The following is a 13,334-nucleotide window of genomic DNA, read 5'->3' as shown; positions in this document are numbered from 1 at the left end:
GCATGAGGTGGACCCGAATGACCGCATCGACCCCGACCCCCGCGGACTCCGGCGCGGCGGCCTCGCGTGACGCGGCCCGCACGGCCAGACGCCTGACGGACGGCGCCCTTCCCCGCACGTCACCCCACCCCGGCGGGGAACCGGTGCCGCCCGTCACGGCGCCCACCGCGCCCGCCGCCCTGTCGACGACCGCGCCCGCCCCGCCGGGCCCGGCGGCCGATACGCCGGCGGCCGAGCCCGCCTCCGCGGATTCGGACGCCGGTACGAGGACGGGGCGGCCCGCCCCGGCGGAAGGCGGGCCCGAGGCGGCGCCCGCCGCTTCGGACCTCACGGCGGGCGCGCCGCCGAGCACGCCCGCCCCTGTGGCGGAGACCGAGGACACGAGGGCCGCCGAGACGGCCGCCGCGACCTCTGCCGCGACCTCCGCTGTGACCTCTGCCGCGACCTCTGCCGTGACCTCCGCGGTGACCGTTGCCGGGACCTCCGCGGTGACCACCGCCAGGACCTCCGCCGAGCCCTGGGCCGCCCCGACGCCAACCCGCGCCCCGGAGCCCGAGCCCGCCCCCTCCGTTACCGTCACCACCCCCACCACCGTGACCGCGACCACCACCCCGACCCCGAACCCGACCGCTACCGAGGCTCCGACCGAGGCCCCGGCTCCGACCGAGGCCCCGGCCCCGACCCCCGCCGCGACCGAGGCCCCGGCCCCGACCCCCGCCGCGACCGAGGCCCCGACCCCGACCGCCCCTCGCGTGGCGGCCTCCGAGATCGGTGTGGCCTCCGTCGGTACGCCGGCGGGGGCGTCGGCCTCCGCCGGGCCGCTCCCCGGGGAAACCACACCCGCACCCGCATCCGCATCCACAGGCGAGTCCCCGGTCGCCGCCGCCAAGGCCTCCGTGGCCAAGGAGCGCGTCGACGTGCCCGACTTCGGGCGGATCGCGGACGCGCGGGTCGCCGCGCTCGCCGTGCCCGTCGCCGGGGTCGTACGGGTCGCGCGGCGGAAGAACGTGATCGGGGCGGAGACCACCGGCTCCATCCCGGTGCACCTCCTCTTCCGGGACGAGCCGGAGGCAGGCGCCGCCGCGACCGGCGTGACCGGGGACGACGGAGGTCCCGACACCATCGCGATGGCCGCGACCGCCGCCCCGGTGAAGAACGGCAAGGCGGCCATCCCGGCGCCCGCGAAGACGCAGGCCGCGAACCGGCCGGGGGCGAAGTCCAAGCCGAAGCCCAAGCCCAAGTCCCCCCAGGCGCATTCCCAGCCCCCGTCCGCCCCCTCCTCGTCCCGGTCCCAGGCCCGCCCCGCCCCCACCGCCGATCCCGATCTCGTCGAGCGGCCCGGTCCGGTGCTGCCCGGCTGGGTCGGCGTGGCCGGCGGCGCCCTCGCGCTCGCCGGGTGCGCGGCGGTCGTGTGGTGGACGGGGGCCGTGCCCGCGGAGGCGTCGCGGATGCTGCGGCTGCCGGCCCGCCCGTACCACGGCATCCACCTCGGCCAGTGGGCGCTGCTCGCCCTCGGCGTCGTCGCCACCCTCTTCGCGCTCGGCGGCCTCGGCCGCGGCCGGGTCGGCTACGCCTGGGTCCTGACCCTCTTCGGCGACTACCGCGGCACCGTCCGCCGGACCGGTCTGGTCTGGGTCAGCCCGCTCCTGCTCCGCCGTCGCGTCGACGTACGGCTGCGGCACTGGCGCAGTGAGCCGCTGCCCGCCGTCGACGCCAAGGGCACGGCCCTGGACGTCGTCGTCCTCGTCGTCTGGCGGGTCAGGGACACCGTCCGCGCCGCGCTCGGGGTCGACGGCCACGAGGACTACCTGCGGGAGCAGGTGGAGGCGGCCATGGCGCGGGTGCTGTCACAGCTGCCGGCGGACGCCTTCCACGAGGACGCCCCGACGCTCCGGGACTCGGAGGCCGTCGGCGAGGCCCTGACGCGGATGCTGTCGGCGGAGTGCGCCCCGGTCGGGGTCGACGTCTTCTCGGCGCAGCCGACGCGCATCGAGTACGCCCCGGAGGTCGCGGCGGCGATGCAGCGGCGCCGGATCGCGGCGATCGACGCGAAGCACCGGGACAGTGTCCTGACGTCGGTGGTGGACGCGGTGGACGACGTGGTCCACCGGCTGACCAGTCGTGGTCTGGTGGAACTGGACGACTACGAGCGCAAGGCGCTGGTCAAGGACCTGACGGTGGCGTTCTACACGGGGAGGACGGCGCCCGCCGAGGGGGCCTGAGGGGATGGACATGTTCAACTTCCGTCCATACCTTGGTACTTGGTCCAGACCAAAATGAGTCACCAGCGCTGAACCCGGCATGACCGCAAGTCGGCATGACGGCAAGACCGCAAGACCGTACAACCGCACGCGTGCGCACGGCCCAACGGAACTCCCCCACGTTCTCCTGGAGCGACAGCATGCACATGCGCAAGAAGTCAGTCGGGGCGGCGGTGGTGGCGCTCGGCGTCGCCGGCGCCTCCCTCCTCGCCACCGGCAGTGCGGGCAGCCACGGCTACACCGACTCGCCGATCAGCCGCCAGAAGCTCTGCGCCAACGGCACCGTGACCAACTGCGGCTCCATCCAGTGGGAGCCGCAGTCGGTCGAGGGCCCCAAGGGCTTCCCCGCAGCCGGCCCCGCCGACGGCAGGATCTGCTCCGCCGGGCTCACGCAGTTCGCCCAGCTCGACGACCCCCGGGGTGGCACCTGGCCGGCGACGAGCCTCACGGCGGGGCAGAGCTACAGCTTCCGCTGGCAGTTCACGGCCCGGCACCGCACCACCGACTTCAAGTACTACATCACCAAGAACGGCTGGGACCCGAGTCAGAAGCTGACTCGGGCCGCGCTCGACTCCCAGCCGTTCCTCACCGTCCCCTACAACAACCAGCAGCCGCCGGCGACCCTCTCGCACTCCGGGACCATCCCGGCGGGCAAGACGGGCCGTCACCTGATCCTGGCGGTGTGGACGATCGCGGACACCGCGAACGCCTTCTACGCCTGCTCGGACGTCAAGTTCTGAGGCATTCAGTTCTGACGGTGCGTCAGTTACAGTCCGGGCCATGAGTGGGAGTGGTGCGGACACCGTCGCGGAGCTCGTACGGCGCCAATGGGGCGACCACCGGATCGGCCTGAGGGACGAGCACCACACCCTCAGCCACCACGAGGTCGCCGCGGGCGCCGCCGCGCGGGCCGCACTGCTCGTGGACCTGATGCCACCCCTGCCGGGGCGCGAGCCGCACCTCGGCATCCTGCTCGACAACACGCCGGAGTACCCGCTCTGGCTCAGCGCGGCGGCCCTCGCGGGGGCCGCCGTCGCCGGGATCAACCCCACCCGGCGCGGCGCCGAACTCGCCCGGGACATCCGGCACACCGACTGCCGGATCCTGGTCACCCAGCGCGCCCACCTGCCGCTCCTCGACGGCCTCGCGCTGCCCGGGCTCCGGATCCTCGTCACCGACACCGACGCCTACCGGGAGCTGCTCGCGCCCTACGGGGACGCCCGCCCGGGAGACGCCACCCTCGGTCCCGTACGCCCCGACAGCCGCTTCCTGCTCTCCTTCACCTCCGGTTCGACGGGCGCGCCCAAGGCCGCGCTCTGCAGCCAGGGGCGGCTCGCGGCCGCGGGCGCCTCGCTCGTCACCCACTTCGGCGTCCGGGCCGACGACGTCCACTACGTCTGCATGCCGATGTTCCACGGCAACGCGGTCATCGCGGACTGGGCGCCCGCGCTGTCCGCCGGCGCGGGAGTCGCGCTGCGGGCCCGCTTCTCGGCCTCCGGCTTCCTGCCCGACGTACGCCGCTTCGGCGCCACCTACTTCACGTACGTGGGCCGGGCCGTGCAGTACCTCCTCGCCACCCCGCCCGGCCCGGACGACCGCGCGCACCCGCTGCGGCTCGGCTTCGGCACGGAGGCGGGGGCGGTGGACGCGGCCCGCTTCCGGGAGCGGTTCGGTGTCCCGCTGGTCGAGGGGTACGGCTCCTCCGAGGGTGGCGCGGCAATCCAGCGGACCCCCGACACCCCGACCGGGGCGATCGGACGGGCCGCGCCAGGCGACGACCTGGCCGTCCTGGACGCGGAGACCGGCAAGGAGTGCGCACCGGCCCGCCTCTCGCCCACGGGACGGCTCCTCAACGCCGCCGAGGCGATCGGCGAGCTCGTCAACCGCGGCCGCTCGCCCTTCGAGGGCTACTGGCGCAACCCCGGGGCGGAGGCGGTCCGGCTGCGCGGCGGCTGGTACTGGACGGGCGACCTCTTCTACCGGGACGAGGCCGGCTTCCTCTACTTCGCGGGCCGCACGGACGACCGGCTGCGGGTCGACAGCGAGAACCTGGCGGCCGCGATGATCGAGAACATCCTCGCCCGCTGGGACCGGGCCGCCGGGGTGGCGGTGTACGCCGTACCGGACCCGGTGGCGGGCGACCAGGTCATGGCGGCGCTGGCGCTGCGCGAGGGGGCCGCCTTCGACCCGGCGGAGTTCGCGGCCTTCCTCGCCGCGCAGCCGGACCTGGGCACGAAGATGCCGCCGCGCTTCGTCCGCGTGACGCGGGAGCTGCCCCTGACGGCCACCAACAAGATCCACCGCGTGAGCCTGCGCAGGGCGTCCTTCCTCTGCCCGGACCCCGTCTGGTGGCGCCCGGCCCCGGACGCCCCGTACGAGCCCCTGACCCCCGAGGCGACCGCCGCGCTCCAGGAGGAGTACACCCGCCACGGCCGCACCCCGACCTCGGAGGCCCGGGGGTAGGGCAGGCCCCACCCCCGCCACGCCCCCCAGGCCCATGGCCGCCACCCCGGTCCCGCGCCTACCGTGGGCGCTCATGGAACCCCGTCATCCCTGGCAGGCACTCACCCGGCCCCGCTTCCCGCTCGGACCCTGGCCGTGGCGGGCCGCCGGGTATCTGGCGACCGGCGCCCTCGTGGGTGCGGCCGCCTGTCTCGTGTTCCTGGTCCTCGGGGTGTTCTCACTGGTCCTCGTCGGGCTGCCGCTGCTCCTTCTCTCCGGGCTCGCCATCGGCTCCGTCGAGCGGTTCCGGCTCCGCCTCGTCGACCTCGACCCGGCCCCCGACCCGCACCGAGTCCCCGCCGCGCCCGGCCTCGCCGCCTGGCTCCGGCTGCGGGCGGGGGAGCGGTCCACCTGGCAGGAGCTCGGATACGGCCTGCTGCTCGGCACCGTCCTGTGGCCGCTCGACCTCGTCGCGCTCGCCGTCGGCGTCGGCCTGCCCCTGACCCTCCTCAGCGCCCCGCTCCAGCTGGCGGTGGACGGCCAGGAGGCCAAGGTCGTCAAGGCGTACCTGGTCACCTCCTATCCCGAGGCCCTCGCCGCCGCCCTCCTCGGCGCCCTCCTCCTCGTCGCCCTCGCCTATCCGCTCGCCGCCGTCGCCGGAGCCCGCGCCGCCCTCGCCCGGGCCCTGCTCACACCCGGGGAGACCGGGCCGCAGGACGGGATCGGTGAGGTCATCGCCTCCCGCGCCCGCCTCGTCGACGCCTTCGAGGCCGAGCGCCGCCGCATCGAGCGCGACCTCCACGACGGGGCCCAGCAGCGGCTCGTCGCCCTCACCATGACCCTCGGCCTGGCCCGCCTCGACACCCCGCCGGGGCCGCTCGCCGACCAGCTGGCCAAGGCCCACGCGGAGGCCGGGCAGGTCCTGACCGAGCTGCGGGAGCTGATCCACGGCATCCATCCGCAGGTCCTCGCCGACTACGGCCTCGGCGCGGCCCTCGCCGACGCCGCCGACCGCTCGGCCGTCCCCGTCGACACCGACATCGAACTGCCCCGGCTGCCCGCCTCCGTCGAGAGCGCCGGCTACTTCGCGGGCTGCGAGGCGCTCGCCAACATCGGCAAGCACAGCGGCGCCGCCCGGGCGAGGATCGCCGCCCGGTACGCGGACGGCGTCCTGCGGCTCGACGTCGAGGACGACGGGCGGGGCGCCGCCGACCCGGCCCGGGGCAGCGGGCTCACCGGACTCGCCGACCGGATCGCCGTCCTCGATGGCACACTGACGATCATGAGCCCGCCGGGCGGGCCGACCCTCCTCCGAGTGGAGATCCCGTGCCGATCGCTCCCCGACCCGCCCCCCGACAGCTCCGCGTCGTCCTCGCCGAGGACAGCGTCCTCCTCCGCGAGGGACTGATCGGGTTCCTGACCCGGTTCGGCCATGAGGTCGTCGCCGCCGTCGGTGACGCCGACGGCCTGCGCGAGGCCGTCGCCGCCCACGACCCGGACATCGTCGTCACCGACGTCCGGATGCCGCCCGGCTTCCAGGACGAGGGGCTGCGCGCCGCCGTCGCGCTCCGCGCCGAGCGCCCCGGCCTGCCGGTCCTCGTCCTCAGCCAGTACGTGCAGCGCAGCTATGCCGCCGACCTCCTCGACTCGGGCGACGGCACCGGCGTCGGCTACCTCCTGAAGGACCGGGTGGGGCAGGTCGAGGAGTTCGTCGAGGCCCTCACCCAGGTCGCCGAGGGCGGCACGGTCGTCGACCCCGAGGTCGTACGGCAGCTGCTGCGCCGCCACCGGGACCCGCTGGAGGCGCTGACCCCGCGCGAGCGCGAGGTCCTGGGCCTGGTCGCGGAAGGGCACTCCAACGGGGAGATCGCCCGCCGGCTGGTGGTGACCGAGGCCGCCGTCGGCAAGCACATCGGGAACATCCTGGCCAAGCTCGACCTGCCGCAGGCCGAGGACACCCACCGACGCGTCCTCGCCGTCCTGACCTACCTGAAGGCCTGACGGCCGAAGGGCCTGAGCGCCGGAGGCCTGTACGGGGACGACAAGAAAGCCCCCCGCCGAAGCGAGGGGCCTTCCCTGTCTGTGCGCCGCCAGGGACTCGAACCCCGGACCCGCTGATTAAGAGTCAGCTGCTCTAACCAACTGAGCTAGCGGCGCCTGCTGACAGAGAAAATACTACCTGGTGTTCCGGGGTGCTTGTGACAGCCCCGCCGGAGCGCCGTCCGGCGGGGTCGCGCGAGATCGTCCGATGCCTGCCCTTCGGGCAGACGACGCTACTTTCGAGACACGCCCTAGATCGCCAGCGAGAGCACCACCGGTGCGGCCCGCCGGTTGAGCGTGTCCGCCGCCGCGCGCAGCCGGTGGGCGTGCTCGACCGGCAGGGACAGGGCCAGGCAGCCCACGGCCGAGCCCGCCGTGAGCGGGACGGCGGCGCAGACCGTGCCGACCGCGTACTCCTGGAGGTCGAGCACGGGGACGGTCGCCGGCTGGCTGTCGAGCTTCGAGAAGAGGATCCGCTCGTTGGTGATCGTCCGGGAGGTCAGCCGGGCGATCTTGTGGCGGGCGAGGTGGTCCCGCCGCCCGTTCTGGTCGAGCTGCGTGAGCAGGCACTTGCCGACGGCGCTGGCGTGCGCCGCCGAGCGGAAGTCCACCCACTCGTTGACCTTCGGGGTGCGGGGCCCGTCGGCGAACTGGGTGATCTTCACCTCGCCGTCGATGTAGCGGCTGATGTAGACGGCCGCGCCGACGGAGTCGCGCAGTTCGGTCAGGGTCTCCTGGAGCTTGGCCTCCAGCGCTTCGCGGCGGGTCAGGCCGGAACCGAGGAGGACGAGGGAGTCCCCGATGACGTACGCGCCGTCGGCGACCTGCTCGACGTACCCCTCGCGGCGGAGCATGAGGAGCAGTGACGAGAGGTGGGCGACGGGCAGGCCGGTCTCGCGGGCGATCTGGACGTCCGTCACTCCGCCACCGTGCCGTGAGACCGTCTCGAGTACGCGCAAGGCGTATTGCACCGAGTGGAACGGCGCGGTGGGCTCGGGCTTCAGCGCCACGGTTTCCCCCCTACCAGGTTGTGACCGCAAGCTTTCGTACCACGATAGCCGCCAAGGGCCCTTTGAGGGGCGGCTGTTGGCGAGAATGATGCGGAGGATCCCCGCCGTACGCTGCGACGCACCACCCTGGCATATGCCCATGTCATGACTCCTTCAGGGAGCCTCAGGTCAGGGCCGTGCGAGACCCTGTTCGCGCGCGCGTTCGGGCGGTGACGGCCGGGAGATTTTTTACGGGGAAGTGGACTCCTCAGGGCTCCTCCGGTGGCCGAGAACGTGCGGAATAAACGGAGACACCCTCCTGTTGTGGACCGGATGCAGTGTTCGCACCATCCGCACGTGTGCCGAGGAGGGTCCCTACGGTGACCGACGCTATTCGAGGAGAGGCGCGGGGATCCGCGCCCGTACCGCTGTCCGTACTGGACCTGGTGACCGTCGGCAGCGGGCGGACCGCGACGCAGGCGCTGGCCACCAGCGTCGAGCTGAGCCGGCTCGCCGAGCGGCGCGGCTTCCACCGGCACTGGGTCGCCGAGCACCACTCCATGCCCGGCGTCGCCTCCTCCTCCCCGGCGGTGATCCTCGCCCACCTCGCCGCCCACACCCGCCGCATCCGGCTCGGCTCCGGCGGTGTGATGCTGCCCAACCACGCCCCGCTCGTCATCGCCGAGCAGTTCGGCACCCTGGAGGCCTTCGCCCCGGGTCGGATCGACCTCGGTCTCGGCCGCGCACCCGGCACCGACGGCGCCACGGCCGCCGCCCTGCGGCGGACGGACCAGCTGAACGAAGGGGCCGAAGATTTCCCCGAGCAGCTCGCCGAGCTGACGCGCTTCCTGGACGACGACTTCCCGGACGGGCACCCGTACGCCCGGATCCACGCCGTGCCCGGTCCCGTGCAGGGCCCGAAGGGGCGGCCGCCGGTCTGGCTGCTCGGCTCCTCCGGCTTCAGCGCCCGCCTCGCCGGCCTGCTCGGCCTGCCCTTCGCCTTCGCGCACCACTTCTCCGCCCGGAACACGATCCCGGCGCTCGACCTCTACCGGGACTCCTTCCGGCCGTCCGGGGCCCTCGACGCCCCGTACGCGATGATCGGCGTCTCGGCGTTCGCCGCCGACGAGGCGGCGCGGGCCCGCCGTGAGGTCCTCGCCGGCGCCCTCGCGATGCTGCGGCTGCGCACCGGCCGGCCGGGTCTCGTGCCGACGCCGGAGGAGGCGGAGGCCTACCACTTCGCCCCCGCCGAGAGGGAGTTCGTCGACGACTGGCTGGCGAACATCGTCCACGGCACCCCGGACGAGGTCCGCACGGGCCTGGACGACCTCCGGAAGCGCACGGGCGCGGACGAGCTGATGATCACGGCCAACGGACACGGCGGAGACGCCCGGATCCGGAGCTACGAGCTCATCGCCGACGCGTACGAGCTGCCGCACCTCCCGGACGCGGCGAATTCCGGAGAGGCGACGGCCCGGTAAAAACCCCGGTTCCGGCGACCGGCTGGTTCATCCCCCAACCCGCCTCGCGGCACCCCTAAGTGAACCTTAAACCGCTCGTCACCCATGGTGGCGGGCGGTTTCGTTTTGTGCTGCACCCCTCTGACAAGGGCTTTCCTCGTCAAATTGGTCTAGTCCTCAATCTGGTTCAGACCATTGACGCGCTGTTCATGCGCCGGTTATCACTTCCTCAGCTCTTGTACGGCACCACCCAGTTCACCCCCCATCGGAGGCCGCACGTGCACCCCCGTAAGCCCTTGATCGCCGCGCTCCTCAGCTCGGCCCTCGCCGCCGGCGCGCTCGCCGCGACCGTCGGCCTCGGCTCCGCCCAGGCGGCCGACGCATCGACCACCGCCTCTGCGGGCAACGTGCGCATCGCGTACTACGACCAGTGGAGCGTCTACGGCAACGCGTTCTACCCCAAGCACCTCGACACCCGGGGCATCGCGAGCAAGCTGGACGTCATCAACTACTCGTTCGGCAACATCCACCCCACCAACCTCACCTGTTTCGAGGCCAACAAGGCCGCCGGTGACGACAACAACCCCAACGCGGGTGACGGTGCGGGCGACTCCTACGCCGACTACCAGAAGTCCTTCAGCGCGGCGGACAGCGTCGACGGCGTCGCCGACACGTGGAACCAGCCGATCGTGGGCGTCTTCAACCAGTTCAAGGAACTGAAGGCGAAGTACCCCCACCTGAAGATCAACATCTCGCTCGGCGGCTGGACCTACTCCAAGTACTTCAGCGACGCGGCCAAGACGGACGCGAGCCGCAAGAAGCTCGTCTCCTCCTGCATCGACCAGTACATCAAGGGCGACCTGCCCGTCGAGGGCGGCTTCGGCGGCGCGGGCACGGCGGCCGGCATCTTCGACGGCATCGACATCGACTGGGAGTACCCGGGCTCGGCCGACGGCCACCTCGGCAACCACTACGCCCCCGAGGACAAGCAGAACTTCACCCTGCTCCTCGCCGAGTTCCGCAAGCAGCTCGACGAGTACGGCGCGGCCAACGGCGGCAAGAAGTACCTGCTGACCTCGGCCCTCCCGGCCGGCCAGGACAAGATCAAGTACATCGAGACCGACAAGATCGGCCAGTACTTGGACTACGCCAACATCATGACGTACGACATGCACGGCGCCTGGGACGGCGACGGGCCGACGTACCACCAGTCCCCGCTGTACCCCTCGCCGAACGACCCGACCGACGTGATCGCGCCGGGCACCGAGAAGTACAGCATCGACTCGGCCATCGACTCCTGGATCGACGGCAACCCGACCTACGGCATCGCGGGCGGCTTCCCGGCCAACAAGCTGACCCTGGGCTACGAGTTCTACTACCGCGGCTGGAAGGGCGTGCCGGCCGGCACCACCAACGGCCTCGCGCAGACCGCGACCGGCGGCTCCAACGTCCGCCCGCTCAGCCAGCAGGCCGGCATCGCGCACTACAAGGAGCTCGGCGGCATCGTCGACAACGCGTCGACGACCTTCTGGGACGACCAGTCGAAGTCCTCGTACTTCTACAAGGACGGCGAGTTCTTCACCGGCCTCAACCAGAAGTCCATCCAGGCCCGGGTGGACTACGGCAAGCAGCGCGGCCTGGCCGGCGCGATGATGTACTCGCTCCTCGGCCTGGACGACAACGCCACCCTGCTGGGCCAGATCAACACCGCGCTCGGCGCCACCACCACCCCGCCGACCACGACGCCGCCGACCACCCCGCCGACGACGCCGCCCACCACCCCGCCCACCACGGAGCCGACCACGCCTCCGACGACGACGCCTCCCACGGGCTGCGGCTCGGTCCCGGCGTACGTGGCCGGCACGATCTACACCGCGGGCAACGAGGTCTCCCACAACGGCCGCAAGTGGAAGGCCCAGTGGTGGACCCAGAACGAGACGCCGGGCACGACCGGCGAGTGGGGCGTCTGGAAGGACCTCGGCGCCTGCTGAGTGCCCGACCCGCTGAGCGCTTCTCCGGAACCCCACTGAGGAGCACCCCGCCGAGCACCACCTCATGAACCGCTGCCCCCGCCCGGAATGTCCCTCCGGCCGGGGGCAGTTCCATGCCCGGTGTACGAGAGCGGGGACGGCTCAGACCCGCAGGGGCTCCGCCCCGATCAGTTCGGCGATGCGGTCCGGGGCCACCGCCCGCGAGTAGAGCCAGCCCTGCCCCGTGTCGCAGCCGATCCGGCGCAGCCGGGCGGCCTGCCCCGAGGTCTCGACGCACTCGGCGGTGACCGTGAGCCCGAGCCGGTGCGCGAGCTGGACGAGCGCCTCGACGATCAGCTCGTCGGCCGGGTTGGCGTGCTCCTCGTCCTGGAAGCCGCGGACGAAGGAGCCGTCCAGCTTGAGCACCGAGACCGGCAGCCGGCTCAGATAGGCCAGGTTCGAGTAGCCGGTGCCGAAGTCGTCGATCGCGATCCGCACGCCCATGTCGCTGAGCGCCTGAAGGGCCTGGAGCGGCCGCCCGGCGGAGCCCATCACGGCGGACTCGGTCAGTTCGAGCTGGAGCAGGTGCGGGGCGAGCCCGGTCTCCGCGAGGATCCCGGCGACGTCCGCGACCAGGTCGGAGTCCCAGACCTGGCGGACCGCCACGTTGACGCTGACGAAGATCGGGCGCTCGCGCGGATGGTCCTTCTGCCACTGCCGGGCCTGGCGGCAGGCCGTCCCCAGCACCCACCGCCCGAGCTCGACGATGGAGCCGTCCTCCTCGGCGATGCCGATGAACCGATTCGGCGGGAGCGAGCCGAACTGCGGGTGGTTCCAGCGCACCAGCGCCTCCACCCCGCGGACCGCCCCGTCCGCCAGGTCCACGAGCGGCTGGTACTCCAGGCCGAACTCCTCGCGCTCCACGGCCGGGCGGAGCGTGGAGGAGAGCGCCTGGCGGGTCATCCGATGGGCGTTGCGCTCCGGGTCGAAGAGGGTCCAGCGGGCCTTGCCGTCCGCCTTCGCCCAGTACAGCGTGGTGTCGGCGGCCTGCATGAGGGCGGTCGCCGTCGTCCCGAGCGCGGTGCGCTCGACGACGCCGATCGAGGCGGAGACCGAGAGCCGCTGACCGCCGAGGTCGAAGGGGAGCTGGAGCGCGACCAGCACCGAGCGGGCCAGGTCCGCGACTTGTTCCGTACCGGTGGAGTCCTCGACGAGGATCGCGAACTCGTCGCCGCCGAGCCGCGCCACGAGATGGCCGCCGCTGCGGGTGTAGCCGTCGCTGTCCGCGCACTCCGTCAGGCGGGCGGCGACGGCGGCGAGGAGCCGGTCGCCGACCCGGTGGCCGAGGGTGTCGTTGACGGCCTTGAAGCCGTCGAGATCGAGGTAGCAGAGACCGATCCGCCCTGTTCTGCCATACCCGTACGACTCGTGTGATTCGTGTGATTCGTGTGACTCATGCGGCTCATGCGGCTCATGCGATTCGTGCGACTCGCGCGACGAACCGGCCGACGTCCTCTCCGTCGCGGCGTCCTGGGCGGAGGCCTCCAGGGCCGCCGAGAGCCGCTCGAAGAACAGGGCCCGGTTGGGCAGTCGGGTCACCGGGTCGTGCATCTGGAGGTGGCGCAGCCGGGCCTGGAGCTCGCGCCGGTCGCTGATGTCCGCGATCGACAGGAGGACGCGCCGGCTGTCCGGTACGGGGGAGACGGTGACCTCGGCCCACAGCGAGCGCCCGTCGGGGTGCTTGAGCCGACGGGTGCAGCGGAAGCGGGAGCGGCGACCGCGGAGCACCTCGCGGTACGCGTGCCAGGTGCGGCCGTCGGAGGCGAGGTCGACGAGATCGGCCGCGGACTGCTCGCGGAGCGACCCGGCCTCGGTCCCGAGGAGGGCGCCGAAGGAGTCGTTGGCCGTGACGACGATGCCGTCCTGGTCGACGACGGCCATGGCGAGCTGCGCGGCGCGGAAGGCGGCGCGGTAGTCGCGGAGTTCGGCCGCCCGGCGGTCGGAGTCCTGGCGGTCGGCCTCCCCGGGGTCGGTGCCGAGACGGGGGACGAGGTCGGGCTGACGCGTGGCGCAGGGCTCGGCATGACGCTCCGTGACTACGGGATCGGTCGAGGGCGTCTCCGGCGGCTCTGGGTGCACCGGTCCTTCGGGGGTTCCGCTCACCGCTCGCTC

The 13,334-nt window shown here is 72.9% G+C and carries 9 protein-coding genes and 1 tRNA gene; 7 read left to right on the top strand and 3 right to left on the bottom strand.

Features of this window, described 5'->3' with window-relative positions:
* The first annotated feature begins 17 nt into the window (after positions 1-17).
* The 5 genes from ACWFR1_RS16250 to ACWFR1_RS16230 all read left to right on the top strand — a co-directional run bounded on the left by ACWFR1_RS16250 (position 18) and on the right by ACWFR1_RS16230 (position 6,704).
* Positions 18-2,222: an SPFH domain-containing protein gene (locus ACWFR1_RS16250; RefSeq protein ID WP_453551357.1), complete on the top strand. Its 2,205-nt coding sequence runs from the start codon at positions 18-20 to the stop codon at positions 2,220-2,222.
* Between the two features lie 185 nt (positions 2,223-2,407).
* Positions 2,408-3,001, top strand: a complete 594-nt coding sequence (locus ACWFR1_RS16245) for a lytic polysaccharide monooxygenase auxiliary activity family 9 protein (protein ID WP_453551527.1) — start codon at positions 2,408-2,410, stop codon at positions 2,999-3,001.
* 40 nt (positions 3,002-3,041) lie between these two features.
* Positions 3,042-4,724 carry an AMP-binding protein gene (locus tag ACWFR1_RS16240; RefSeq protein WP_453551355.1) on the top strand — a complete coding sequence of 561 codons (1,683 nt, stop codon included), beginning with the start codon at positions 3,042-3,044 and terminating at the stop codon, positions 4,722-4,724.
* A gap of 73 nt (positions 4,725-4,797) precedes the next feature.
* Positions 4,798-6,111 carry a sensor domain-containing protein gene (locus ACWFR1_RS16235; protein ID WP_453551352.1) on the top strand — a complete coding sequence of 438 codons (1,314 nt, stop codon included), beginning with the start codon at positions 4,798-4,800 and terminating at the stop codon, positions 6,109-6,111.
* On the top strand, positions 6,030-6,704 hold the full coding sequence (locus ACWFR1_RS16230) for a response regulator (protein WP_453551350.1): 675 nt from the start codon (positions 6,030-6,032) through the stop codon (positions 6,702-6,704). Before ACWFR1_RS16235 ends, ACWFR1_RS16230 begins: the two co-directional genes overlap by 82 nt.
* Positions 6,705-6,786: 82 nt before the next feature.
* Here the strand turns inward: ACWFR1_RS16230 and ACWFR1_RS16225 are convergent.
* A tRNA-Lys gene (locus tag ACWFR1_RS16225) sits at positions 6,787-6,860 on the bottom strand.
* A gap of 134 nt (positions 6,861-6,994) precedes the next feature.
* Complete coding sequence (locus ACWFR1_RS16220; RefSeq protein ID WP_453551347.1) at positions 6,995-7,753, bottom strand: IclR family transcriptional regulator; 759 nt, start codon at positions 7,751-7,753, stop codon at positions 6,995-6,997.
* Positions 7,754-8,112: 359 nt separating this feature from the next.
* Between ACWFR1_RS16220 and ACWFR1_RS16215 the strand changes: the two genes are divergently transcribed.
* Positions 8,113-9,213, top strand: coding sequence for an LLM class flavin-dependent oxidoreductase (locus tag ACWFR1_RS16215; protein WP_453551344.1), 1,101 nt, complete (start codon positions 8,113-8,115; stop codon positions 9,211-9,213).
* 257 nt (positions 9,214-9,470) lie between these two features.
* A complete protein-coding gene (locus ACWFR1_RS16210; protein WP_453551341.1) occupies positions 9,471-11,183 on the top strand; it encodes a glycosyl hydrolase family 18 protein in 1,713 nt (570 codons plus the stop codon).
* Positions 11,184-11,324: 141 nt separating this feature from the next.
* Here the strand turns inward: ACWFR1_RS16210 and ACWFR1_RS16205 are convergent, their stop codons facing one another.
* Positions 11,325-13,325, bottom strand: coding sequence for a putative bifunctional diguanylate cyclase/phosphodiesterase (locus ACWFR1_RS16205; RefSeq protein ID WP_453551339.1), 2,001 nt, complete (start codon positions 13,323-13,325; stop codon positions 11,325-11,327).
* Between the last annotated feature and the right edge of the window lie 9 nt (positions 13,326-13,334).

It is taken from the genome of Streptomyces sp. NPDC055103, assembly GCF_053607625.1.
Note: the sequence above shows the minus strand (reverse complement) of the source record. Positions and strands in the feature narration are given on the sequence as shown.

What these genes read in the sequence shown, in the direction of transcription:
- ACWFR1_RS16250 (WP_453551357.1), top strand. Translation starts at nt 18, where the DNA reads ATGACCGCATCGACCCCGACCCCCGCGGACTCCGGCGCGGCGGCCTCG.
- ACWFR1_RS16245 (WP_453551527.1), top strand. Translation starts at nt 2,408, where the DNA reads ATGCGCAAGAAGTCAGTCGGGGCGGCGGTGGTGGCGCTCGGCGTCGCC.
- ACWFR1_RS16240 (WP_453551355.1), top strand. Translation starts at nt 3,042, where the DNA reads ATGAGTGGGAGTGGTGCGGACACCGTCGCGGAGCTCGTACGGCGCCAA.
- ACWFR1_RS16235 (WP_453551352.1), top strand. Translation starts at nt 4,798, where the DNA reads ATGGAACCCCGTCATCCCTGGCAGGCACTCACCCGGCCCCGCTTCCCG.